We start from the raw sequence: 21220 nt of genomic DNA, 5'->3' as shown, positions 1-21220 counted from the left end.
CGCTACACCGCGACGAAGCTGTTGCGCTCGCGGTCCTTGCGCACGCGGTCGGCGGGAAAGACGGTGCCGTTCATCGCGATCCACATGCCCGGCGCCGGCGCGACCTGCACCGTCGCGAACGCCATCCCCAGGTTGAACGCCGCATCGCTCTCGGCAAACCGCGCGGGGGCGAGCGCGCCGAGCAGCGCGATCCGCTTGCCCGGAATATCCTTCAGCGCGGCGGCGGTCTGCGTCATCGTGTCGGTGCCATGGGTGATGACGATCCGCTCCTCGGGCGCGGCGCGCACCACGTCGGCGATCAGCGCGCGATCGGCGTCGGTCAGCTCCAGGCTGTCCTTGCGCATCAGCTCGACCACCCGCACGTCCGCTGCCGACCGCGCGACCGCCAGCAGCCGTGCGACCACGCTGTCGCCGATCTGATATTCGCTCAGCGCATCGAAATAGAGTTTGTCGATCGTGCCGCCGGTGGTGAGGATCAGGATATCTGCCATGCCGCGGCCTATAGCGGCGCGCCGCTCCGCTGTCACATCGGTGCGGGCGCCTTCGCATCGGCCGGCAACTGCGCTAGGCAGGGCGGATGAAGTCGCTGATCCTCGCCGCGCTCGCCCTTCTCGTCCCGTCTTCCGCCTTCGCGCAGGCCGATGGAGTTGCCGAATCGGGCGATACCCGCAGCCGGGCTGAGGTGGAGCAGCTGCGTGAGCGCATTCGCAACGACCCGCTCGCGCCCACGATCGCGCCGCGCGGCCACGATGTCACCATCGTCGTCTTCTCCGATTATCAATGCGGCTATTGTCGGCGCTTCAGCCCGACGCTCGACACACTGATGGCGCAGGACCGCAAGGTTCGCGTCGTCTATCGCGACTGGCCGATCCTCAGCGCGGGATCGCGCGACGCCGCGCGCGCCGCGGTCGCCGCCCGTTTTCAGGGGCAGGATCGCCACCTCGCCTTCCACCGCGCGCTCATCGCCACCAGCGGACGGCTGGATGCCGCGAAGATCCGCGCGGCGGCGGACAAGGCCGGGCTCGACTGGAACCGGCTCGTCGCCGATCAGGCGAAGCACAAGACGGCGATCGACGCGCTGCTTTCGCGAACCGGCGGCTATGCCAGATTGCTCGGCCTTTCCGGCACGCCGGGCATCCTGGTCGGGCCTTATGTGATTCCGGGTCTGGTCGATCTCGCGACGCTCAAAAAGGCGGTGCAGATGTCGCGCGACAAGCAGACGCAATAGCGCGGCAGCGAACGGCGCGCTTATCCCGTGCGATCGCGCTCCAGCAGCTCCTCGCGCACATGAACCGCGCGCACCGACAGCCGCACCTCGACCAGGAACGCGACCAGCCCCGCGGTCAGCAACAGCATCGATGCGATGAACGCCACCGCGACGACGACGCCGATGTCGAGATGGACGATCTCCGCCCCGAACAGCAGCGCGACCACCAGGCAGATCGCGATTCCGCTCGCCACGCACAGCCAGATCGCGGTGTTGATCACCGACAGCCGCCGGTCGATCAGGCGCAATTCCCAGACATGCCGCTCATGCTCCGCCCCGGTCGACACCGGGTGAAGCTGCTCGATCTTGCGCGCGCGATCGACGACGCGCGCCATCCGCCCGACCAGCACGTTGAGAATGCCCGCGATGCCGGCGAGCAGGAAAACGGGCGCGATCGCGGTCTGGATCGTCGCTGCGACGGTGGAGAGCATCGGGGCTTGCATTGCCCTCATCTTATGGTGCGGCATGCGCGGCGCCAAGCGGGACTTCCACCGCTTGGTAACTCCTTGCGCGCTACATGCGGGCAATGACGAAGCCGATGCCGCTCGCCGAATTCACGCGCCTGCCGCCGTTGCTGTCCGTCAGTATCGGCGACGGGCTGGCCAGCGCGCTCGACGCGGTGGCCGCGAAGGCCGCGCCGTCGCATCGTTTCCTGCGCTATGGCTGGTTCGCCGCCGCGTTGCACGCCTATGGCGGGGCGGCGCGCACGCTCACCGTACTGCGCGAAGGCGCGCCGTTGCTCGCGCTGCCGCTCGTCGCGACCGGCCCCGCCCCATTGCAGCTCGCCAGCGTGCCCGGCTGCTACTGGCCGTTCCGCAGCTTCCCCGTCGCGCAGGACGCTGGCACGGAGGCGTTCGAAGTCGCACTCGACACGCTCGCCCGGCACGCCAATGCGCTGCGCATAGGCCCGATCTATGACGGCGATCCCGCGCTCGAAGGATTGCGCGCCGCCGCCGCCGCGCGCGGCTGGGTCGCGCTCGACCGCTTCGTCGCCGAAAGCTTCCTGCTCGACATGGCCGCGCTGCAGGCCGAGGGGACCTGGCCGCGCAATTCGACGCTACGCAAGAACCGCTTCCACGAAAAACATCTCGCCGAACACGGCACCCCCGACTGGAGCTTCGTCTCGGGCGCAGACTGGACCGCACAGGCATTCGACGATCTCGCCACGATCGAACGCAACAGCTGGATCGCCGAGCGGACCGACGGGCGCGATGCCAAGTTCACCGATGACGGCCACGGCGCCTTCTGGCGCGCCGCCGCGCAGGATCCGGTGATCGCGCAGATGCTGTGGGCCGCGGTGCTGCGCATCGATGGCGCACCCACCGCCTTCTCGTTCGACCTCAACGCAGGGTCGCTCAAATACGCCATCGCCAACAGCTACGACCCGCGCGTCGCCAAGCATTCGCCGGGCAAATTGCTCTACTACCGCAACCTCGTCCGCGCGCTCGAAGACGGCATCACCGATGTCGACTGGGGCGCGGGCGATAGTGGATACAAACGCGTGATCGGTGCCGATGCCGGACCCGCGATCCGCGACTGGCTGTTCGTCCGCCCCGGCCTTCCCGCGCTCGCGGCGCGCCTGCTGCGCGGCCGCTGGCGGGCAAGCGGAAATGTCGAGCCGCGCCGCTAGGGCGCCGTTTCCGGCGCGCCGGCTTCGGCCAGATACAGCCCGAACAGTCCGGCCTCGTCGGCCCATGCACGCGTGACCGTCCACCCGCCCGCCGCGAGCAGCAACCGCGCGTCGCGGTCGCCATATTTGTGGCTGTTCTCGGTATGGATCGTCTCGCCCGCCGCCATCGCAAAGCCGCGTCCCTCGACCTCGAACGCCACCGGCCGCACCGCCTCCAGATGCATCTCGATCCGCGCCAGCTCGTCGTTCCAGCGCGCGACGTGACGAAACGCGTCGACGGGAATTGTCCCGTCCAGCTCGGCATTGATCCGCTCGAGCAGGTTGAGGTTGAACGCCGCCGTCACCCCCTGCGCATCGTCATAGGCGGGGACCAGTATGTCGGCATCCTTGATCCGGTCGATCCCGATCAGCAGCGCCGATCCCTCGCCCAGCGACGCGCGCATCGCACGCAGCAGGTCGACCGCCGCCAACGGTGCCATGTTGCCGATCGTCGATCCCGGAAAGAACCCCAGTCGCGTCATCCCGCCGATCCCGGCCGGCAGCTTCAGCGGCTTGAGAAAGTCGCCCTCGACCGGCTCGACCGCGATATCAGGGAACTGCGCCGCGATCCCGCGCGCCGACGCGCGCAGGAATTCGCCCGAAATGTCGATCGGTACATAGGCCGCGGGCTTCACCGCACGCAGCAGCACCGGCGTCTTGGCCGACGATCCCGAGCCGAATTCGACGACCGCGACCCCGCGCCCGATCGAATCCGCCACGTCCGGCGACACCCGCTCCAGCAGCGCCGCCTCGGTCCGCGTGGGATAATATTCGGGCAGCCGGGTAATGTCCTCGAACAGTTCGGACCCGCGCCGGTCGTAGAACCAGCGCGCGGGAATCGCCCGCGGCCGCGCGGCAAGGCCGTTCAGCACATCGGCGCGGAATGCCGGATCGGCCAGGCCCGCCTCGCCATCCTCGATTTCCTGCTTTAGCATTATAGATCCTTTGCGAGGCGCACGCCGGTGAACTGCCAGCGCTGGTGCGGATAGAAGAAATTGCGGTAGCTGGCGCGCGCATGGCCGCGTGGCGTGGCGCAGCTTCCGCCGCGCAACACGCACTGCCCGCTCATGAACTTGCCGTTATACTCGCCCACCGCGCCCTCGGCGGCGGCAAAGCCGGGATAGGGGCGATAGGCGCTTCCGGTCCATTCCCATACATCGCCGAAGAACGCCGGGCCGCCGGTTGCCGGGCGCGGCTCGACCGGCCCGGCGGCATCCAGCTGATTGCCACCCAGCGGATCGTGCGCCGCCGCCGCGACCTCCCACTCGGCCTCGGTCGGCAGCCGCGCGCCCGCCCAGCTGGCATAGGCATCGGCCTCATAGAAACTCACATGCGTCACCGGCGCCGCCGGATCGATCGCGCGCCGCCCGTCGAGCCCGAAGCGCGTCCAGCCGCCGTCGCGCTGCTCCCAATAGAGCGGCGCCTCGATCCCCTGCGCCTGCACCCATGCCCAGCCATCGGACAGCCAGTGCCGCGGCTCGGCATAGCCGCCATCGGCGATGAACGCCGCCCATTCGCCATTGGTCACCGTCCGGTCGGCGATCGCATGCGGGTGCAACAGCACACTGTGGCGCGGCCCCTCGCAATCGAACGCGAACCCGTCGCCCTCCGTGCCGATCTCGTGCACGCCCTGCGCCCCGTCGATCCAGCCGAGCGGCCCCGGCATCGCCACCGGCACCTTGCGCTCGCCCGGCCAGATCGCGGGCTCGACCGGATTGCACGAAAACAGATGCAGGATGTCGGTCAGCAGCAACTCCTGATGCTGCTCCTCGTGATGGCAACCCAGCTCGATCAGCGCGCGCGCCGCATCGGGCAGGTCGGGCAGCGCATCGACCAACGCCGCATCCACCGCCGCGCGATAGGCCAGCACCTCGTCGAGTGCCGGGCGCGTCACCATGCCGCGCCGCGACCGCGCATGGCGCTGCCCCTCGGCCTCGTAATAGCTGTTGAACAGGAACGGGAAGCGCGCGTCGTGCAGCGCATAGCCCGGCACATGATCGCGCAGCACGAACGTCTCGAAGAACCATGTCGTGTGCGCCAGATGCCATTTGGCGGGGGACGCGTCTTCCATCGACTGCACGGTCGCATCCGCGTCCGAGAGGGTGGATACCAAGTTCGCGGATAGCGCCCGGACCGCGCGGAACCGCGCTTCGAGCGTTGTGCAGCACGCGGCGGGACTCGCCTTCGTTCGCATTTCGTTCTCCTACCGCGAAACGCGACGAGGGTCAATTCCTCAGCTCAGCGATGCGCCCCCGGCGTCCACAGAACGTCGCCCGCCGCCTTTTGGTTCATTTCGCGCGCAAGAACAAAAAGCAGGTCGGACAAGCGGTTGAGATAGGTCAGCGCCTGCGGGTTGAGCGACACCGCCGCCGCCGCCGCGGTCGCGCTGCGCTCGGCCCGGCGCACGATCGCGCGCGCCAGATGCACCGCTGCTGCGGCCTGCGATCCGCCGGGCAGGATGAAGCTGGTGAGCGGCGCCAGCGTGTCGTTGGCGGCATCGATCGCAGCCTCCAGCCGCGCCACTTGCGCGGGAACGATGCGCAACGTCATCTCGCCCGGCTCGAAATCGTCGCCCGGCGTCGCCAGATCGGCGCCCAGGTCGAACAGGTCGTTCTGCACCGTCTCCAGCAACTGCGCGGGATAGGCCCCGCCCATCGCCGCGATGGCGACCCCGATCGCGCTGTTCGCCTCGTCGACATCGCCGATCGCGGCCATGCGCGGATCGTGCTTGGCAACGCGCGATCCATCGACAAGGCCCGTGGTGCCGTCGTCACCGGTGCGTGTGTAGATCTTGTTGAGCTTGACCATCTGCTTCCTGCTATCGCGCGATCAAACGCGCCGCAATGCGATCGATCTGGCAAATCCCTGTGCGGCATGGGAGGCTGATCACCACGTAACGCGGCTGGTCGGGGCGGACGTTCACAAAAGTGATCGCGACATTTTCATCGATCCTTTGAATCGCGCGCAGCCGCCCGTCGGCAAGCGTATGGAAATCGTCGAGCGATCGGGACACATCCGGCGGATGATTGCCCTCATAGATCGTAAGCGGCCCGGCAGTGGTCGCGAGTCGATAGACTGCGAAGTCATGCGGGGTCGGGGCACGCGAAACGGCTTGAGGCGGAACATCCTTCAGACAGAAACTCGCGCCACAAAAGCGCTCAGGCTCGGAACTTCCACATCCGGATAAGGATGCGGGGATCAAGAGAGGCAGCACCCAGCGCGGCAGAACCGAGCGGACCGGCCTCGCCGGCATTCGTCAGTTGCTCGCGAGCAGCAGCAACAGCGCGACGATGGCGATGGCGATCCCCTGGAACAGGATGCGCTGCTGCATCGCCTTGTTCGACTTGAGCGACGATGCGCTCGGCCCGTCGCTGGAGTTCAGCTCCGCCTCGGTGGTGCGCAGAAATGCGACGATCCCCTTGATGAGCGCAAAGACGGTCGCGAGCATCGCGGCGATGAGCAGCAGGATCAGGAAGAGTTTCATGGCTCCTATCTAGGCCGATGCCGCCCCGAATCCAACCGGAAGCTCGCCCCGCCGCAGCGCATCGGCCAGCGCCCGCCCGTCGGCCCCGCCTTCCCGCAGCGCCGCGAGTGTCGGCGCGCCGTGGCGCTTGGCCAGCCGCGCGCCATCCGGCCCGGTCAACAGGCGGTGATGATGATAACGCGGCACCGGCAGACCGAGCAGCGCCTGGAGCAGGCGGTGGACGTGCGTCGCCGGCAACAGATCCTCGCCGCGCACCACATCGGTCACCCCCTGCATCGCATCGTCGATCGTGACCGCGAGGTGATAGGAGGCCGGCGCATCCTTGCGCGCCAGCACGACATCGCCATGCGCGCCCGGATCGGCAGCGATCCTGCCGAAGCGGGAGTCCTCGAATTCCAACTCGTCCGTCACCCCCGCGAACGCGGGGGCCCATCTCCCAAACTGTCCATCTGCCGCGTCGGTCCGATACGGTTCACCGGCAGGAGATGGGCCCCCGCGTTCGCGGGGGTGACGGCTCAGGGAGTCCAGAGCGGCCCCCATATCCAGCCGCCAGCAATGCGGCTGGGTCAGGTCCGGTGCCTCCAGCCCCCGGCACGTCCCGGGATAGACCAGCCCGTCCGGCCCATGCGGCGCGCTCGCACTCGCCGCGATATCGGCGCGCGTGCAGAAGCACGGATAGATCAGGCCGCGTGCGCGCAGATCGTCGAGCGCCGCTTGATAGGCATTCAGCCGGGAAGACTGGAACAGCACATCGCCATCCCAGTCGAGTCCGAGCCAGCGCAGGTCGGCCAGGATCGTCTCGACATGCTCCGCGCGGCTGCGCGTCCCGTCGATATCCTCGATCCGCAGCAGGAAGCTGCCACCCCGCTCGCGCGCAAAATCATGCGCCGCGATCGCCGAAAAGGCATGGCCGAGATGCAGCCGCCCGGTCGGGCTCGGCGCAAAGCGGGTGACGATGGTGTGGCTGTCGGATGGCACGATTTCCATGTAGAGGCTGCCCATGCTCCTCGCCATCCTCCTGTCGGCACTCGCGATGACGCTGATCGTCGGCGTGCGCTACCTGATCGTCTCGGGCGCGTTCGCCTGGGCGACGCGCGTGCGGCATCCCGGTCTCTATGCCGGGCTTGATCGCCAGATGCGGCGCGAGGTGATCTGGAGCCTCGCCAGCGCCGCGATCTACGGCGTCCCGGCGGGCGTCATCGCCTGGGGCTGGCAGCACCATGGCTGGACGCGGATCTACACCGATGTCTCGGCCTTCCCGCTCTGGCATCTGCCGCTCTCGGTATTTCTCTACCTCTTCGCGCACGACACGTGGTTCTACTGGACCCACCGCTGGATGCACCGCCCGCGGCTGTTCCGCATCGCGCACGCCGTGCACCACGACAGCCGCCCGCCCACCGCCTGGGCGGCGATGAGCTTCCATCCGATCGAGGCACTGACCGGCGCCGTGGTAATTCCGTCACTGATCTTCGTGATTCCGATCCATGTCGCCGCATTGGGCTTTGTGCTTGGAATCATGACGGTTATGGGTGTGACCAATCACATGGGGTGGGAGGTGTTCCCGCGGGTGATGTGGCGGGGGCCACTGGGGGCGTGGCTGATCACCGCGAGCCATCATCAGCGGCACCATGAGCAATATGGGTGCAATTATGGTCTCTATTTCCGCTTCTGGGACCGGCTTTGCGGCACAGACCGGGGGATTGGCGATTTCCAGAAAGCACATGCGCGCGCTGCTTCCCGCCGCGCTGCTCCTCCTCCCGGCGGCCTCGCCGGTCGGTAGCCTCGACCTCGAAGTCACCGGGCTGCGCAATGCCAAGGGCGTGCTTCAGATCTGCTTGACCGCGCGCCCCGACAGTTTTCCCGATTGCAAGGACGATCCCCGCGGCATCTCGCGGACGATCTCGGCGGCGAACCCGACGACCCGGTTCGAGGGGCTGGCCAAGGCCGACTATGCCGTCGCGATCATCCACGACGCGAACGGGAACAAGAAACTCGACACGATGCTCGGCATTCCGCGCGAAGGCTTCGGGTTCAGCCGCAACCCCGCCATCGCCTTCGGCCCGCCCAAATTCGGCGCCGCCAGCTTCCAGCTCGATGGGACAAAACAGCGGGTGAAGATGCGCTATCTGCTGTGAGCGGATGAATCGGCGGATGCCACGCATCCAATTGCGCGGTGCAGCGTTGCGCCCCTGAAACAGTTTTCAGGGAAAACCCATATGCGTCTCATCGTTCCTGCGCTCTTCGCCGTCGCGATCGCCACCCCCGCATTTGCGCAGGACGCGCCGCCGGCCGAATCCGTCACCCCCGCGGCGGAAGAGGCGACCCCCGCCACCGCCGAACAGGCCGCCGCCGCCCGGGAGGGCCGCGCGCGCCTTACCATCGGTGCCGGCGTGGCCCGCATTCCCGATTATGAAGGGTCCGACGACAGCCGCTGGACCCCGCTGCCCGCCGCCAACGGCACCGTCGCGGGCATGAGCTTCACCGTGCTGGGCAATCGCGCCAGCCTCGACCTCATCCCCGATGTCGACGGCGCGGACTGGAACCTGCAGCTCGGCCCGGTCGCGGTGATCAACCTCAACCGCACCAACCGCGACGCGATCGCGGACCCCCGCGTGCGCGCACTGGGCGAGATCGATACCGCGGTCGAAGTCGGCGGCTATGTCGGCATCGGCAAGACCGGCGTCATCACCAGCGATTTCGATACGCTCTCGATCAGCGTCTCCTACCGCTACGACGTGACCCGCATCCACCGCAGCGGCATCATCACGCCCTCGGTCAACTATACCACGCCGCTCAGCACCAAGGCGCTGGTCGGCCTGTTCGCCTCGGCCGAAATCGTCGAGGACGAATATGCCCGCACCTATTTCGGCGTCACCCCGGCGGGCAGCATCGCCAGCGGCCTCCCCGTCTTCACCCCCAGCGGGGGCCAGAAGAACATCAATTTCGGCGGCCTGTTCACCTACGCGCTGACCGGCGACCTGACCAAGGGGATCGCGCTGGTCAGCGGCGTCAACTATTCCAAGCTGGTCGGCGATTTCGCCGATTCCCCGATCGTCGCCATCGCCGGCAGCCGCCACAACTGGACCTTTGGCGGCGGTCTGGCGGTCACCTTCTGAACCACCCCGTCACCCCCGACGGCCGCTACTTCGTGGTACGCGGCCGCTTGTGGCGGATGAGCAACCCCGCGCTCGCCGGGGCGGAGCGCGAGCGGCTCGTCCAGGCGCTGATGGCCGCGCGCCGCGCCGTCCGCGCCCGCGAACCCGACGCCCGCGCCCGCGTCGATGCCGCCAAGCGCGCGCTGGGCGAGCGCGGGCCGGTGTGGTGGGACGACGGCGCCCCCGACTGGAACCGCCATCTGGCGAAGAACACGCCCTATGCCGACTGGTACGCCGCGCTGAACGCCTAGCGCCCGGCCACCGCTTTTTCCGCTTGCCGAAATCCCTGGCTGGCTTAGATTTTCGGCCGGGGGACAGCACATGGCATATCGCGACGGACCCAGCGGCATCGGCGGCTGGCTCGCTTTCTACATCTTCACGCTCGCGGTGTCGGGGCCGCTCGTGACGATCGTGGTCACTTACAGCAATCTGTTTGCCGATCCCTCGGTCGCCGCTGCCTATGGCGATCGCTGGCCACTGCTCAGCAGCGCAGAAATCGCGCTGACCGCGGTCGGCGTGTTGAGTTATTATTTCATCGTCTGGCGCCTGGTTGCGCGTCGCAACTGGCACTCGGTGCGGCTTGCGATCGGCGCGATGTGGGGACTCGCGATCGGCTTCCCGTTGGTGGACCTGCTGCTCGTGACCACGGTCGGCGGTCTGGCCGTCGACTCGCCGTTCGGCCTGATCCTGCCTGAAATGATCCGACCCTTCCTCTATTCGGCGCTGTGGACCGCCTATCTCCTGCGGTCGACGCGCGTGGCCAACACCTACCCCCGCGAAAGCGATCTCGACACCGACCTCGCCCAGGTCTTCGAATAGCGCGCTGGACCTTCGGCGCCGCCGGGCGTAAACCCGTCGCATCCCCGGGGGAGCGCTCATGCGCGCTTGAGAGGGTGGCAGCAGCCACCGACCCGCTGAACCTGATCCGGTTGACACCGGCGTAGGGAGTGGGCGGCTTTCACCCGAAAACCGTGCGCTCTCCGCGAATTTGGAGCGCATCATGGCCGACAATCCCACGCATCCCGAACTGAAGGTCACCACCGGCGCGATCCGCGGATCGACCAAGGTCCATGTCGGCCCGCTCAAGGTGGCGATGCGCGAGATCCATCTCGAGCCCAGCTCTGGCGAGCCGCCGCTGCGCGTCTACGACACCTCGGGCCCCTATACCGATCCCCTCGCCCGCATCGACATCATGGCCGGCCTGCCCGAACTGCGCCGCGACTGGATCCGCAGCCGCGGCGATGTCGAGGAAGTCGCTCAGCGCGAGGTTCGTCCCGAGGATAACGGCCAGCTCGGCCCCGACCGCAGCGGCGGCGTCCAGCCCTTCCCCAACGTCCGCAAGACCGTGCTCCGCGCCAAGCCCGGCGCCAATGTCAGCCAGACGCACTATGCCCGCCGCGGCATCATCACGCCCGAAATGGAATATGTCGCCACCCGCGAAAATCTCGGCCGTGAGCGGCTGCGCGAATACGCCCGCGACGGCGAAAGCTTCGGCGCGTCGATCCCCGATTACGTCACCCCCGAATTCGTCCGCGACGAAGTGGCGAGGGGCCGCGCGATCATCCCAAGCAACATCAACCACCCCGAAAGCGAGCCGATGGCGATCGGCCGCAACTTCCTGGTCAAGATCAACGCCAATATCGGCAACAGCGCGGTCGCCAGCGACGTCGCCGCCGAAGTAGACAAGATGGTGTGGTCGATCCGCTGGGGCGCCGACACGGTGATGGACCTCTCCACCGGCCGCAACATCCACGACACCCGCGAATGGATCCTGCGCAACTCGCCCGTCCCGATCGGCACCGTCCCGATCTATCAGGCGCTCGAAAAGGTCGGCGGCATTGCCGAGGAACTGACCTGGGAGATTTTCCGCGACACGCTGATCGAACAGGCCGAACAGGGCGTCGACTATTTCACCATCCACGCCGGCGTCCGCCTGGCGTACATTCCGATGGCGGCCAAGCGCGTCACCGGCATCGTCAGCCGCGGCGGCAGCATCATGGCCAAATGGTGCCTCGCGCATCATCGCGAAAGCTTCCTCTACGAGAAGTTCGACGAGATTACCGAGATCATGAAGGCGTACGACATCGCCTACAGCCTCGGCGACGGCCTGCGCCCCGGCAGCATCGCCGACGCCAATGACGAGGCGCAGTTCGCCGAGCTCTATACGCTGGGCGAACTCACCCACCGCGCGTGGAAGCACGACGTGCAGGTGATGATCGAAGGCCCCGGCCATGTGCCGATGCACAAGATCAAGGAGAATATGGACAAGCAGCTCGAGGTGTGCGGCGAAGCACCCTTCTATACGCTGGGACCCCTCACCACCGATATCGCGCCCGGCTACGACCATATCACCAGCGGAATCGGCGCCGCGATGATCGGCTGGTACGGCACCGCGATGCTCTGCTACGTCACCCCCAAAGAGCATCTCGGCCTCCCCGACCGCGACGACGTCAAGGTCGGCGTGGTCACCTACAAGCTCGCCGCCCACGCCGCCGATCTCGCCAAGGGCCACCCCGCGGCCAAGGTCCGCGACGACGCGCTGAGCCGCGCGCGCTTCGAATTCCGCTGGCGCGACCAGTTCAACCTGTCGCTCGATCCCGACACGGCCGAGGATTATCACGACCAGACGCTCCCCGCCGAAGGCGCCAAGACCGCGCATTTCTGCTCGATGTGCGGCCCCAAATTCTGCTCGATGCAGATCAGCCAGGAAGTCCGCGACTTCGCCTCAAAGCAGAATCAGGGCGTGGAAGGCTTCCTCGCCACCGGCCCGACGGGTGCCGAGACCGCAGCCGCGAGCAAGGCGGCGGCGCTCAAGGGGATGGAGGAGATGAGCCGGGTGTATGAGGAAATGGGGCGGGAGTTGTACCTGGGGGCAGGGGATCGGGAGCGGGACTAAACGCCCCCGTCGCCTACAACCCGCTGCATTCCATAGAATTCCGCGATTATTGTCGATGCCGGTGAGGGGATGCCCGTGCCCATGAAAACTCGGACCACAGTGGTCGTCCCGGTCATCATGCAGTGGAATTTCCGGGTGCGAAATCGAGCATTCAGGCGTATGGTGGATTTGCGCGCTGGCCGACAGCCGGGGCGCAGCGGTCGAAAGCCGCGATGATCCTTGAGCAGGAGCAAGCGATGACGACACCACCCGCGTATTCGCAGTATATCGCGTGCCTGTACGACCAGGCCGAGCCGGTTGGCGACCTTGGGCGCGGCACGCACTATTCCATCTTCCGCAGCATTGAGTGGCGAGAACTTGATGGCGATTTCCGCGACAGCGGTCGCTTTCACGATTTCGCGGTCATTTGGGACGAGGACCACGACACCCGTATTATCGGACTCGTCGAGCAGCTGCATATGCGGGGGCTGCTATGGCCGGTCGTGTTCATCGGCGAGCGCAAGGGCATGGTCACCGTGCTGCTGTGGCAAGACGTCGATCCAGTCCGGGAGCGGTCGGACTGGTACAACATCGTGCAGGAGTTGGCTTCGAACAGCATCGAAGGCGACGTGTGGAACGTTGATTTCGGCGCATTCCATCGCGATCCGGGCCAGCATCAGAAGCTGACCAATCCCGGAGGCATTATTGACGACAAGAGCGAGCTAGTCGCTGCATATCTACAGACGGTCGACGTGTTATGGCAGCTGGGCGAGAAGAAGAGGGCCGTCTTCAAGCCAATTGTGCTGCCTGCCAGCACAATCGAGGACCTATCGCTGTGAGCTCGCGGTATGAGCGTCGGCAGCTCAAGAAGCGGGTCGGTCGCCGTGTCCTTGACCACCCCGTTATGAAGCGCATGAAGAGGAACCTGCGCGAGGGTGGCGGCGACGCTGCGACGGAGGTCTATCGGATCAGCGGCAGCACGCCCGATAAGCACCTATATTTCGACGTCTATTCGATGCGAAAGTGGGCTATGGCGAATGTCGCTGAAGTGACCACTTTTCTGGACTGGGGGCGGGCGGAGCGGTTGATCTCCAGCGGTGCGATTGATCGCAACCGGATTACCGAGCATACGATTCACAATCAGATGGAGCCGATCATCATCGGGATCGGCGCGGCCGGCCCGGGCAACGACCAGATACTCGATGGCGGTCACCGGTATGTGGCCTATGCGCTTGGCGCAACCGCTGCAGGTTTGGCGGGCGCACCGTTGCCTCTGCCCGCGTACCCGCTCACGCCCGACCAGTGGAAGCAGTTCTTGATTCCGCGCTTCATCGCCCAGACGCTTGGCTTTGACGCCAACTATGACAGCACTGATTTCCAATGGCCGAGCGGTCCTGTGGCTGACGACGCGGCAGCAAATCGATAGCCCGGAAATTCCGGAGGATTTCCGGAGGCATAATACCTATTTCGAATTTCGCTCGAATTCCGGTGACACTATACTAAACGCGTCCCGCAATCACCCCACCTGCAACGCCGCGAGCACCCCCGGAAACCGGATCAGCTTCGGATAGGTCCCGCCCACTTCCTCCGCCACGCCCTGCGCGATCAGCTCCCCGATATTGTTCGCAGCCCCGCCATAGGTCACCCCTAGAGCCTCGGCGAAATCCGTGATCGAGCGCACCGGCCGCTCGAACGCCAGGTCGATGATCCGCAGCATCAGCGCCGAACGCCGCGCCGTCTGGAACCGTTCGCGATACTCGCGCTGCAGATCCTGCAGCCGCTCCACTACGGATATCGTTTCCGCCGCCGATTCCGCCACGGCCTCCAGGAAGAAGGCGATCCATTCCTCCCACGCGCCGTCACGCGACACCGCATACATCAGGTCGATATAGCGATCCTTGTGCCGCTCCAGATACGGACTCATGTACAGCAAGGGCTGGGGCAGCGTGCCATTGTCGATCAGCATCAGCGTGATCAGCATCCGACCGACGCGCCCGTTGCCGTCGGCGAAGGGATGGATCGCCTCGAACTGGTAATGCGCCAGCGCCGCGTCGATCAGCGGCGCGGGCCGTTGCTCGCGATTGACGAATCCCATCAGCGTGTCGAGCGCGCCCGGCGTCTCCGCGGGTGGCGCCGGGATGAAGCGCGCGCTGTCGATCCGGCCGCCGCCGCCGATCCAGTTCTGGTCCCGTTTCAGCTCGCCAGCGTCGACCGCCGCACCGCGATGGCGCGCGACCCCGCTCAGCAGCACCCGGTGGGCGTCGCGGATCAACCGGGTCGAGATTGGCAAATCTGCCAATCCGTCGATCGCCCCTTCGAGCGCCCGCACATAATTGAGCACCTCCCGGTTGTCGCCGCGCGTCGCCGCGTCGTTCGCGCCAGCTTCGAATAGGAAAAGATCGGTAAGCGTCGTATAGGTGCCCCCCATGCTGGAGGACGAAACCGCTTCGCGGCGTTGGAGCGGCCGCACAAGCAGCAAGGGATTGGGAATCGTCCGGCTAATGCCCTTGAGTTCGCCCACCGCCTGCGTGGCGCGTGTCAGTTCCGGCAGAAAGCTGGCGACATCAATCCGCTCGGGCGGCAACGGCGCCGGCACGAACGCCTTGCGCCCCCGATAGTGGAAACGAGGGTTCCGGTAGCTTTCGAGCCAAAGCCGCTCCTGTCTATTGCACGAAGCTATAATCTGTAGCCGGCACTTTCAACAAAAACGTGATTTTGTGAAAAGTGGCGCGCACAGTTACGATTATCGTAAAAAGTGCCGCCCCGGCCTCGCTGACGGATGCCCCCACGCCACACCCCACCCAAAAACCATCCAACACCCCTCACCACCCCTGTCCTACACGCGCCAAATCCGCTTCATCCTGTCGGATGACCCAGCCCACCCCTCCGCCCGTCCGCGCACGATGGACCCCCGCCAAACAGCGCGTCTTCCTCGCCGCGCTCGTCGAAACCGGCAGCATCGCCCGCGCCGCGCGCGCCGCCGGCATGTCGCGCTCCAGCGCGCATGCGCTGCGCCACCGTCTCGCCGGAACGCCCTTCGATCATGCGTGGCGCCGCGCGCTCAGGCTCCACGCCGCGCGCCTCGCCGATCCCTTCGCGCCCGATCCGCTGGCACCGCGCGCACCCGCCCCTGACGCGAACCGTCCCGCACCTGTCGCGCCGGTGTCGCGCCCGTGACGCGTTCCGGTCGCCTCGGCGTCACGACACGTTGTCAGCCCGTCGCCCACCCGTCGCGCCGCTGTCGCGCCGGTGTCGCGTCGCTGTCGCGTTGGTGTCGCGTCACCGTCGCCTCGCAGGCCGTTCGCGGTCGCGAACCCGTCGCTTCGCCCGCAACCATGCCCATTCGCGTCAGCTTCGTCGGACAACACGCGCTCGGAACCATCCCGACACGATCCCGTTGCCTCCCCCATGAAAACCATCCTCGCCGCCACGGCCCTCACGCTCGTCCTCGCCGCCTGCTCGCCCGCGGCGCCGGATTCCGACAACACGCTCGATGTCGCCAACGACACGATGATCGAACAGGGTGCGGCGCCCACCCCCACACCCAACCCCGCCCCGACCGAGGGTCCGGCGATGACGCCCGATCCCGCCCCGTCTGCGCCCGCCAACGCAAAGACGCTGACCCTCGACGGTCTCGGCCCGCTCCGCATCGGCCAGCCGGTCACCGCCGCCAGCGGCTTCGCCCAGCGCGGCGCGCAGATCCCGGGCAGCGATTGCCGCACTGTTTCCTCGCCCGATTATCCCGGCGTCTATGCCATCGTTCAGGACAATGCCGTGCGCCGCATCACCGTGGGCAAGAGCTCGGACGTCAAGCTGATCGAGGGGATCGGCGTCGGCGCGACCGAGAAACAGGTCATGGCCGCGTTCGGCGGCTTCCGTTCGACCCCGCACAAATATGTCGAGGCGCCGGCCAAATATCTCACCGCCCCCAATGCCGACAGCGGCGACCCCGCGCTGCGCTTCGAGATCGGCCGCGACGGCAAGGTGACGATGATGCATGTCGGCACTATGCCGGTGCTCGGCTATGTCGAGGGGTGCGCATGACGCGCATGGCATGACCCGGCACGATCCGATCCTTCAGGCGGTGGCCGACACCCCCGTCACGCCCGACCAGTCGGCGCGCGATCCCGCGCATCCGCCCTTCATCCTCATCGCCATCGCGGCGTTGGCGACGGCGGTGGGCGTGATCGCGCTGCTCGGTCGCACCATCGCCGGCGGCGCGCGCTTCGCGTTCGACACCAATCTGATGCTGGCGATGCGTGAGGGCCGCAATCCCGCCATCCCCGACGGCCCGGTCTGGTTCAAACAGGCGATGGTCGACATCACCGCGCTGGGCGGCGGGACCGTGCTGACGCTCGCGGTCGTACTCACCGTCGGGCTGCTGGTAGCCAGTCGCCACTTGCTCACCGCCGCGCTGGTCGTTGCCGGCACGATAACCGGGTCGGTCGCGGTCGGGCTGGCCAAGCTGGTGGTGGGGCGCGAACGTCCCGCGCTGGTCGATCATCTGGTCGAGGTCGGCTCGGCCAGCTTCCCCAGCGGGCATGCCGCCAACAGTGCGATCGTCTATCTCACCATCGCGCTGCTCGGCATCCAGGTGATGGCCCGGCGCAGCGCGCGCATGTTCCTGATCGGCGTCACGCTCGCGCTTGTCGCCGCGATCGGGGTCAGCCGCATCTATCTCGGCGTGCACTGGCCCAGCGACGTCCTCGCCGGGTGGAGCTTCGGCGCGCTGTGGGCGCTGGCATGGTGGGCGGGGGCGGGGTGGCTGCGCCTGCACCTCGCCGACCGCGCGACGCGCGCTCCGACGGCACGCTGAAGCTGGGGAAGGAGCACAGCATGTTCGTCGCCGCCTATTGGTGGAAAGTGCATCCGGGCAAGGAGGATCAGTTCCGCGCCGCCTGGCGCCGCGGCACGCATTTGATCCAGCAACGCTATGGCAGCCTGGGCTCGCGGCTGCATCGCGACGATCAGGGCCGCTTCATCGGCGTCGCCGAATGGCCCGATCGCGCGACGTGGCAGGCGGCGTTCGATGCCCGCATGGTCTATCACGAACCCGCGACGCGCGCGGCGTTCGTCGATGCCATCGCGGAAGCGGCGGCGGAACCGTTGCTGCTGATGGAAGTGACCGACGACCTGTTGGGCCGTCGGTCCGAAGGGGAAGGGGAAGGGGGTTAGTTGGCGTTTTCCAGCCGCGCATCGTCATTGTCGTCGATCGCGTCGGCCTTTTCCTCGCCGGCTTCGCGGACATTGTCGGCCTGCTGCTCCAGCGCGTCTTCCATCGTCTCGTTGGGTGCCATGTCGGCCTGGTCTTCCAGATTGTCGGCACGGGCATCGGCCGCCGCCTCGACATTGTCCGCCGCCCGATCGTCGGCATTCCCGCCGCACGCCGCCAGCGCGATCAGTCCGGCACCGGCCAGCGCGGCCTTCAAATAGGTCTTCATCTTTGGATACTCCATTTTGAGGCGACAATGGTCAGAGGGCGGCGGCGGTTCCCGAAAAACTGGACAACGTTAGGATTGTCATTCGCCGGTGATGACCGGTGTGCGCGATCAGTCGCGTCCGTTGCGACGATCGGTTAAGCGGCCCGATTGCTGAATCCGGTTCGAGTTTAATGCGCGCTTATCTCTAAATTGCCACACTCCAGCTACGCCGCTCTTTGCGGCGATTTGGACACGCTACTGCTTCGCTTGTCAGACAGCGCGTCTGCCTCAAGGCCGGCGTCAACCGGCTCGAGAACGAGATATAAAATTGCTCGGTGAGTTGCATTCAATTAGGCGAGACCGTTGACAGCGCCTCTGGCAACGCCCAGTGCCCGCTCGAGAACCCCCTCGGAACACGCACATCACAAGTGCCGTTAGCTTTCGACAGGACGCCATGTTCAATATCGCATTTCTTGACACGCTCCGAGTCGAGGAGCTTCAGCTTGTGGTCGGTAAGCTGAAACCCCGATCCCGCGTGCTTGAGTTCGGGGCAGGAACAGGATCTCAGGCACGCGATCTTGCCCAGCTTGGCTTCGACGTCGTCGCGATCGACCTCGCGACATCGGGTTATTCGGGCGAGCGTGTTTTCGACGTAATCGATTATGATGGCCTTCATATTCCACTTCCCGACCAGTCCGTTGATGCCATTTTCTCATCGAACGTATTGGAGCATGTCGAGGATACGGATCAGATTTTTCGAGAGTTCGCACGGGTATTGAGGCCGGATGGATTTTGCGTGCACCTGCTGCCGTCCGTTGCATGGCGCGCATGGACATTCGTCACCGGCGTGCCGACGGCCGTGTTGGCTGCGGCGCAGGCGATCCGCGACCCGTTCCTCTCCACCGATGATCCTAGGCGAAAGTCCTTTCGCAGCAACTTAAAGACAGTCTTCGGAAGCCTGCTGCCGATCGGGCACGGCACTTCTTTCGAGGGTATTTCCGAGCTCTGGACGTTTTCCAGACATGCATGGCGATCGAAATTTCGAAATGCGGGCTTCGTTGTGGAGGAGGTTCATCCAGTGGGCCTTTTCCATACCGGACACATGCTTGCGGGAAAGCGACTGCCAATTGCCGCTCGGCGCCGACTAGCCGCGGTAATGGGCAGCGCGGCTAATGTGTTTGTAATCCGCCCTGGCGTGAGGGGCTGACCTGCGATGTGCGGAATAGCAGGATTGATCGCGCCCGAGCCCGTTCGCGACATTGATGGCATTCTTGCCAATATGGGCGCCGTGCTTCACGCCAGGGGGCCTAACGCGCGCGGCACCTGGGTGCAGGACGAGCGGCGGCTGGGGTTCTCTCATAACCGGCTTGCTGTTGTCGATCTGTCTGCCGCGGGCCAGCAGCCGATGTGCTCCGCATCTGGCCGGTATGTCATTACCTTTAACGGCGAGATTTATAATCACGCCGACATCCGGCGATCGCTCGAACAGTCTGCCGCCGCACCCGCATGGCGGGGACATTCGGATACTGAGGTGCTGCTCGCCGCGATCGAATGCTGGGGGGTGAAGAAAGCGCTGGAGCTTTCCGTCGGCATGTTTGCATTCGGATTGTGGGACAAAGAGCGCGATGAGTTGCATCTCGCTCGTGACCGGTTCGGTGAAAAACCGCTTTATTATGGCTGGGCAGGAACGACGTTCGTCTTCGGGTCGGAGCTGAAGGCGCTGTGCGCCGCGCCCGGATTTGAGCGCACGGTCGATCGCGACGCGCTTGCGCTATTCATGCGCTATTTGGTTGTGCCTGCCCCGCACAGCATTTTCGAGCGCGCGTACAAGCTTGAACCAGGCTGTGTCCTCACCATCGCAGGAAGCGCACCCAAGGCTCCCCCTCGCGCCCCGCTGAGGCCCGGCGAACGCCATGAGACGATGTCTATCAAGCGCTGGTGGTCGCTTTCCGAGCAGTTCGAGACGGGATATCGTAATCCTTTTCCTAGCGAAGAAGAAGCGTTGCGCGAGGTCGAGACGCGCCTCGTCGATGCGGTGGCGCTTCAATCTCAGGCCGATGTCCCGCTGGGCGTGTTCCTCAGCGGAGGCGTCGATTCGTCGTTGATTGCGGCGCTGATGCAGCGCCAGGCTACCCGCCGGGTCCAGAGCTTCACCATAGGATCGGAGCATTCAAGCTATGACGAGTCCGCACACGCACGTGCCGTGGCAGAGCATCTCGGCACCGATCATTATGAGATGTTCGTCAGCGACGCCGACGCATCGTCGCTGATCCCTCAGCTTCCAATGATGTTTGACGAGCCGTTTGCGGATTCGTCACAAATCCCGACGCATATGGTATGCCGCTCGGCTCGCACGCACGTAACCGTCGCGCTGTCGGGCGATGCTGGCGACGAACTGTTCGGCGGCTATAACCGCTACCTCTGGGCCCCGGGGCTCTGGCGCCAGGCGTCGCGACTTCCCTACCCGTTGCGCCAATTGGCCGCGCGGGCTGCGGGCAGCGTGCCGATCTCAGCCTGGGACCGTATGCTGTCGGGCATCGATACGCGCCATGTCGGGTACAAGGTACAAAAGCTCGCAAGCGCGCTAAAGCAGGCCCGGACGCCGGAGGACTTGTATCGCAATCTGATCAGCGAGTGGCGTGAGCCCCAGATAGTGCTGGGTGCAAAGGGGGTGCTCCAGGCACCTGAAGGCCACACGGCCACAATGCTGCGCTGCGCTGACATGCGCGCGCGCATGATGTTCGCCGATTCGATCTTCTATTTGCCCGACGATATACTGTGCAAAGTCGATCGGGCAGCGATGGCGATCAGCCTTGAGACGCGAGCGCCCTATCTTGACCATCGCGTCGCCGCCGCCGCGTGGCGATTGCCCATGGACATGCGGATTCGCGGCGGAATCGGAAAATGGGCGCTTCGTCAAATTCTATATCGTCATGTGCCTCGGTCATTGATCGAACGGCCCAAGACCGGCTTTTCGGTACCACTGGGACAATGGCTGCGAGGTCCGTTGCGCGAATGGGCGGAGACGCTGTTGGATGAACGCCGGTTGCGCAGCGAAGGCTATTTCGACCCAGCGCCGATCCGCAAAGCTTGGCAGGCCCACCTGAGCGGTCGGCGCAATATGATGCAGAGCCTCTGGGCAGTGCTGATGTTCCAGTCATGGAAGGACGTCTGGCTCGGTGAAACGTCGCTATCGCACGAGCGCACGCACTAGGTGGCCGAAAAGGTGGGAAAGTCGAAGAATGCCCGATTTATCGCTTGTAGCAGCCGGCAAACTCCAATAGTTCAACTTTGAACGCCATCGCTGCTCGCTCCCGCTCTTTCGGGTCGCCACTCCGCTAGGAAACGTC

At 65.7% G+C, this 21220-nt stretch carries 26 protein-coding genes and 1 riboswitch; of the genes, 16 read left to right on the top strand and 10 right to left on the bottom strand.

What is annotated here, in order from left to right; genetic code table 11:
* Nucleotides 1-2: 2 nt before the first annotated feature.
* A complete protein-coding gene (locus ABS767_RS02895; protein WP_408076863.1) occupies nucleotides 3-491 on the bottom strand; it encodes an asparaginase domain-containing protein in 489 nt (162 codons plus the stop codon).
* 86 nt (nucleotides 492-577) lie between these two features.
* Between ABS767_RS02895 and ABS767_RS02890 the strand changes: the two genes are divergently transcribed.
* The gene (locus ABS767_RS02890; protein WP_408076862.1) at nucleotides 578-1228 is read left to right on the top strand and encodes a DsbA family protein; all 651 of its coding nucleotides are present in this window, start codon (nucleotides 578-580) and stop codon (nucleotides 1226-1228) included.
* Nucleotides 1229-1248: 20 nt separating this feature from the next.
* On the opposite strand, the gene ABS767_RS02885 is transcribed toward ABS767_RS02890, so the two are convergent.
* Nucleotides 1249-1710 carry a DUF2721 domain-containing protein gene (locus tag ABS767_RS02885; protein ID WP_408076861.1) on the bottom strand — a complete coding sequence of 154 codons (462 nt, stop codon included), beginning with the start codon at nucleotides 1708-1710 and terminating at the stop codon, nucleotides 1249-1251.
* A 74-nt stretch (nucleotides 1711-1784) separates the two neighbouring features.
* Here ABS767_RS02885 and ABS767_RS02880 point away from each other — a divergent pair, with 74 nt between their 5' ends.
* A complete protein-coding gene (locus ABS767_RS02880) occupies nucleotides 1785-2897 on the top strand; it encodes a GNAT family N-acetyltransferase (protein WP_408076860.1) in 1113 nt (370 codons plus the stop codon).
* Here the strand turns inward: ABS767_RS02880 and egtD are convergent.
* The 6 genes from egtD to gluQRS are packed head-to-tail and all read right to left on the bottom strand — an operon-like array spanning nucleotide 2894 to nucleotide 7434.
* The gene (egtD, locus tag ABS767_RS02875) at nucleotides 2894-3871 is read right to left on the bottom strand and encodes an L-histidine N(alpha)-methyltransferase (protein WP_408076859.1); all 978 of its coding nucleotides are present in this window, start codon (nucleotides 3869-3871) and stop codon (nucleotides 2894-2896) included. The two genes, ABS767_RS02880 and egtD, sit on opposite strands and share 4 nt — an antisense overlap.
* Nucleotides 3871-5130, bottom strand: a complete 1260-nt coding sequence (gene egtB / locus ABS767_RS02870) for an ergothioneine biosynthesis protein EgtB (RefSeq protein ID WP_408076858.1) — start codon at nucleotides 5128-5130, stop codon at nucleotides 3871-3873. The genes egtD and egtB overlap by 1 nt, the downstream gene beginning before the upstream one ends.
* 44 nt (nucleotides 5131-5174) lie before the next feature.
* On the bottom strand, nucleotides 5175-5744 hold the full coding sequence (locus ABS767_RS02865) for a cob(I)yrinic acid a,c-diamide adenosyltransferase (RefSeq protein ID WP_408076857.1): 570 nt from the start codon (nucleotides 5742-5744) through the stop codon (nucleotides 5175-5177).
* A 10-nt stretch (nucleotides 5745-5754) separates the two neighbouring features.
* Complete coding sequence (locus ABS767_RS02860) at nucleotides 5755-6189, bottom strand: hypothetical protein (RefSeq protein WP_408076856.1); 435 nt, start codon at nucleotides 6187-6189, stop codon at nucleotides 5755-5757.
* A 3-nt stretch (nucleotides 6190-6192) separates the two neighbouring features.
* Entirely contained in the window at nucleotides 6193-6420 is a 228-nt protein-coding gene (locus tag ABS767_RS02855; protein WP_408076855.1) for a twin transmembrane helix small protein, read from the bottom strand.
* 9 nt (nucleotides 6421-6429) lie between these two features.
* On the bottom strand, nucleotides 6430-7434 hold the full coding sequence (gene gluQRS / locus ABS767_RS02850) for a tRNA glutamyl-Q(34) synthetase GluQRS (protein ID WP_408076854.1): 1005 nt from the start codon (nucleotides 7432-7434) through the stop codon (nucleotides 6430-6432).
* Between gluQRS and ABS767_RS02845 the strand changes: the two genes are divergently transcribed.
* From ABS767_RS02845 to ABS767_RS02810, 8 genes are all read left to right on the top strand, one after another.
* Entirely contained in the window at nucleotides 7421-8200 is a 780-nt protein-coding gene (locus ABS767_RS02845; RefSeq protein WP_408076853.1) for a sterol desaturase family protein, read from the top strand. The genes gluQRS and ABS767_RS02845 overlap by 14 nt on opposite strands.
* The gene (locus ABS767_RS02840; RefSeq protein ID WP_408076852.1) at nucleotides 8142-8555 is read left to right on the top strand and encodes a DUF2141 domain-containing protein; all 414 of its coding nucleotides are present in this window, start codon (nucleotides 8142-8144) and stop codon (nucleotides 8553-8555) included. Before ABS767_RS02845 ends, ABS767_RS02840 begins: the two co-directional genes overlap by 59 nt.
* An 81-nt stretch (nucleotides 8556-8636) precedes the next feature.
* Nucleotides 8637-9536: a MipA/OmpV family protein gene (locus tag ABS767_RS02835; RefSeq protein ID WP_408076851.1), complete on the top strand. Its 900-nt coding sequence runs from the start codon at nucleotides 8637-8639 to the stop codon at nucleotides 9534-9536.
* A 56-nt stretch (nucleotides 9537-9592) separates the two neighbouring features.
* Entirely contained in the window at nucleotides 9593-9826 is a 234-nt protein-coding gene (locus ABS767_RS02830) for a hypothetical protein (protein ID WP_408076850.1), read from the top strand.
* A 70-nt stretch (nucleotides 9827-9896) separates the two neighbouring features.
* Complete coding sequence (locus tag ABS767_RS02825) at nucleotides 9897-10394, top strand: DUF2569 family protein (protein WP_408076849.1); 498 nt, start codon at nucleotides 9897-9899, stop codon at nucleotides 10392-10394.
* Nucleotides 10395-10431: 37 nt separating this feature from the next.
* A riboswitch (TPP riboswitch) is annotated at nucleotides 10432-10539 on the top strand.
* A 36-nt stretch (nucleotides 10540-10575) separates the two neighbouring features.
* Entirely contained in the window at nucleotides 10576-12471 is a 1896-nt protein-coding gene (thiC, locus tag ABS767_RS02820; protein ID WP_408076848.1) for a phosphomethylpyrimidine synthase ThiC, read from the top strand.
* Nucleotides 12472-12683: 212 nt separating this feature from the next.
* Nucleotides 12684-13289 carry a hypothetical protein gene (locus ABS767_RS02815; protein ID WP_408076847.1) on the top strand — a complete coding sequence of 202 codons (606 nt, stop codon included), beginning with the start codon at nucleotides 12684-12686 and terminating at the stop codon, nucleotides 13287-13289.
* Between the two features lie 74 nt (nucleotides 13290-13363).
* Nucleotides 13364-13876 (top strand): hypothetical protein, encoded by a 513-nt coding sequence (locus ABS767_RS02810; protein ID WP_408076846.1) that lies wholly within the window; start codon nucleotides 13364-13366, stop codon nucleotides 13874-13876.
* A gap of 90 nt (nucleotides 13877-13966) precedes the next feature.
* Here ABS767_RS02810 and ABS767_RS02805 read toward each other — a convergent pair whose 3' ends face one another.
* Nucleotides 13967-15046, bottom strand: coding sequence for a Fic family protein (locus ABS767_RS02805; RefSeq protein WP_408076845.1), 1080 nt, complete (start codon nucleotides 15044-15046; stop codon nucleotides 13967-13969).
* 272 nt (nucleotides 15047-15318) lie between these two features.
* Here ABS767_RS02805 and ABS767_RS02800 point away from each other — a divergent pair, with 272 nt between their 5' ends.
* From ABS767_RS02800 to ABS767_RS02785, 4 genes are all read left to right on the top strand, one after another.
* Nucleotides 15319-15627: a LysR family transcriptional regulator gene (locus ABS767_RS02800; RefSeq protein WP_408076844.1), complete on the top strand. Its 309-nt coding sequence runs from the start codon at nucleotides 15319-15321 to the stop codon at nucleotides 15625-15627.
* Between the two features lie 231 nt (nucleotides 15628-15858).
* Complete coding sequence (locus ABS767_RS02795) at nucleotides 15859-16494, top strand: hypothetical protein (RefSeq protein WP_408076843.1); 636 nt, start codon at nucleotides 15859-15861, stop codon at nucleotides 16492-16494.
* A gap of 10 nt (nucleotides 16495-16504) precedes the next feature.
* Nucleotides 16505-17266: a phosphatase PAP2 family protein gene (locus tag ABS767_RS02790; RefSeq protein ID WP_408076842.1), complete on the top strand. Its 762-nt coding sequence runs from the start codon at nucleotides 16505-16507 to the stop codon at nucleotides 17264-17266.
* Between the two features lie 20 nt (nucleotides 17267-17286).
* Nucleotides 17287-17625: an antibiotic biosynthesis monooxygenase family protein gene (locus tag ABS767_RS02785; protein ID WP_408076841.1), complete on the top strand. Its 339-nt coding sequence runs from the start codon at nucleotides 17287-17289 to the stop codon at nucleotides 17623-17625.
* Here ABS767_RS02785 and ABS767_RS02780 read toward each other — a convergent pair.
* Nucleotides 17622-17891, bottom strand: coding sequence for a hypothetical protein (locus ABS767_RS02780; RefSeq protein ID WP_408076840.1), 270 nt, complete (start codon nucleotides 17889-17891; stop codon nucleotides 17622-17624). The genes ABS767_RS02785 and ABS767_RS02780 overlap by 4 nt on opposite strands.
* A 433-nt stretch (nucleotides 17892-18324) precedes the next feature.
* On the opposite strand from ABS767_RS02780, the gene ABS767_RS02775 reads away from it, so the two are divergent.
* On the top strand, nucleotides 18325-19077 hold the full coding sequence (locus ABS767_RS02775; protein ID WP_408076839.1) for a class I SAM-dependent methyltransferase: 753 nt from the start codon (nucleotides 18325-18327) through the stop codon (nucleotides 19075-19077).
* Between the two features lie 6 nt (nucleotides 19078-19083).
* A complete protein-coding gene (gene asnB / locus ABS767_RS02770) occupies nucleotides 19084-21084 on the top strand; it encodes an asparagine synthase (glutamine-hydrolyzing) (RefSeq protein WP_408076838.1) in 2001 nt (666 codons plus the stop codon).
* Nucleotides 21085-21220: the final 136 nt, after the last annotated feature.

The organism is Sphingomonas plantiphila (genome assembly GCF_046000505.1).
Classification (GTDB): domain Bacteria; phylum Pseudomonadota; class Alphaproteobacteria; order Sphingomonadales; family Sphingomonadaceae; genus Sphingomonas; species Sphingomonas plantiphila.
The sequence above is the reverse complement of the archived record's forward strand: the minus strand, read 5'-3'. Positions and strand labels throughout refer to the sequence as shown.

Bases quoted from the DNA above. Each gene is read 5' to 3' on its own strand.
- ABS767_RS02895 (WP_408076863.1), bottom strand. From the start codon at position 491: ATGGCAGATATCCTGATCCTCACCACCGGCGGCACGATCGACAAACTC.
- ABS767_RS02890 (WP_408076862.1), top strand. From the start codon at position 578: ATGAAGTCGCTGATCCTCGCCGCGCTCGCCCTTCTCGTCCCGTCTTCC.
- ABS767_RS02885 (WP_408076861.1), bottom strand. From the start codon at position 1,710: ATGCAAGCCCCGATGCTCTCCACCGTCGCAGCGACGATCCAGACCGCG.
- ABS767_RS02880 (WP_408076860.1), top strand. From the start codon at position 1,785: ATGCGGGCAATGACGAAGCCGATGCCGCTCGCCGAATTCACGCGCCTG.
- egtD (WP_408076859.1), bottom strand. From the start codon at position 3,871: ATGCTAAAGCAGGAAATCGAGGATGGCGAGGCGGGCCTGGCCGATCCG.
- egtB (WP_408076858.1), bottom strand. From the start codon at position 5,130: ATGCGAACGAAGGCGAGTCCCGCCGCGTGCTGCACAACGCTCGAAGCG.
- ABS767_RS02865 (WP_408076857.1), bottom strand. From the start codon at position 5,744: ATGGTCAAGCTCAACAAGATCTACACACGCACCGGTGACGACGGCACC.
- ABS767_RS02860 (WP_408076856.1), bottom strand. From the start codon at position 6,189: ATGCCGGCGAGGCCGGTCCGCTCGGTTCTGCCGCGCTGGGTGCTGCCT.
- ABS767_RS02855 (WP_408076855.1), bottom strand. From the start codon at position 6,420: ATGAAACTCTTCCTGATCCTGCTGCTCATCGCCGCGATGCTCGCGACC.
- ABS767_RS02845 (WP_408076853.1), top strand. From the start codon at position 7,421: ATGCTCCTCGCCATCCTCCTGTCGGCACTCGCGATGACGCTGATCGTC.
- gluQRS (WP_408076854.1), bottom strand. From the start codon at position 7,434: ATGGCGAGGAGCATGGGCAGCCTCTACATGGAAATCGTGCCATCCGAC.
- ABS767_RS02840 (WP_408076852.1), top strand. From the start codon at position 8,142: ATGCGCGCGCTGCTTCCCGCCGCGCTGCTCCTCCTCCCGGCGGCCTCG.
- ABS767_RS02835 (WP_408076851.1), top strand. From the start codon at position 8,637: ATGCGTCTCATCGTTCCTGCGCTCTTCGCCGTCGCGATCGCCACCCCC.
- ABS767_RS02830 (WP_408076850.1), top strand. From the start codon at position 9,593: ATGAGCAACCCCGCGCTCGCCGGGGCGGAGCGCGAGCGGCTCGTCCAG.
- ABS767_RS02825 (WP_408076849.1), top strand. From the start codon at position 9,897: ATGGCATATCGCGACGGACCCAGCGGCATCGGCGGCTGGCTCGCTTTC.
- thiC (WP_408076848.1), top strand. From the start codon at position 10,576: ATGGCCGACAATCCCACGCATCCCGAACTGAAGGTCACCACCGGCGCG.
- ABS767_RS02815 (WP_408076847.1), top strand. From the start codon at position 12,684: ATGATCCTTGAGCAGGAGCAAGCGATGACGACACCACCCGCGTATTCG.
- ABS767_RS02810 (WP_408076846.1), top strand. From the start codon at position 13,364: ATGAAGAGGAACCTGCGCGAGGGTGGCGGCGACGCTGCGACGGAGGTC.
- ABS767_RS02800 (WP_408076844.1), top strand. From the start codon at position 15,319: ATGACCCAGCCCACCCCTCCGCCCGTCCGCGCACGATGGACCCCCGCC.
- ABS767_RS02795 (WP_408076843.1), top strand. From the start codon at position 15,859: ATGAAAACCATCCTCGCCGCCACGGCCCTCACGCTCGTCCTCGCCGCC.
- ABS767_RS02790 (WP_408076842.1), top strand. From the start codon at position 16,505: ATGACCCGGCACGATCCGATCCTTCAGGCGGTGGCCGACACCCCCGTC.
- ABS767_RS02785 (WP_408076841.1), top strand. From the start codon at position 17,287: ATGTTCGTCGCCGCCTATTGGTGGAAAGTGCATCCGGGCAAGGAGGAT.
- ABS767_RS02780 (WP_408076840.1), bottom strand. From the start codon at position 17,891: ATGAAGACCTATTTGAAGGCCGCGCTGGCCGGTGCCGGACTGATCGCG.
- ABS767_RS02775 (WP_408076839.1), top strand. From the start codon at position 18,325: ATGTTCAATATCGCATTTCTTGACACGCTCCGAGTCGAGGAGCTTCAG.
- asnB (WP_408076838.1), top strand. From the start codon at position 19,084: ATGTGCGGAATAGCAGGATTGATCGCGCCCGAGCCCGTTCGCGACATT.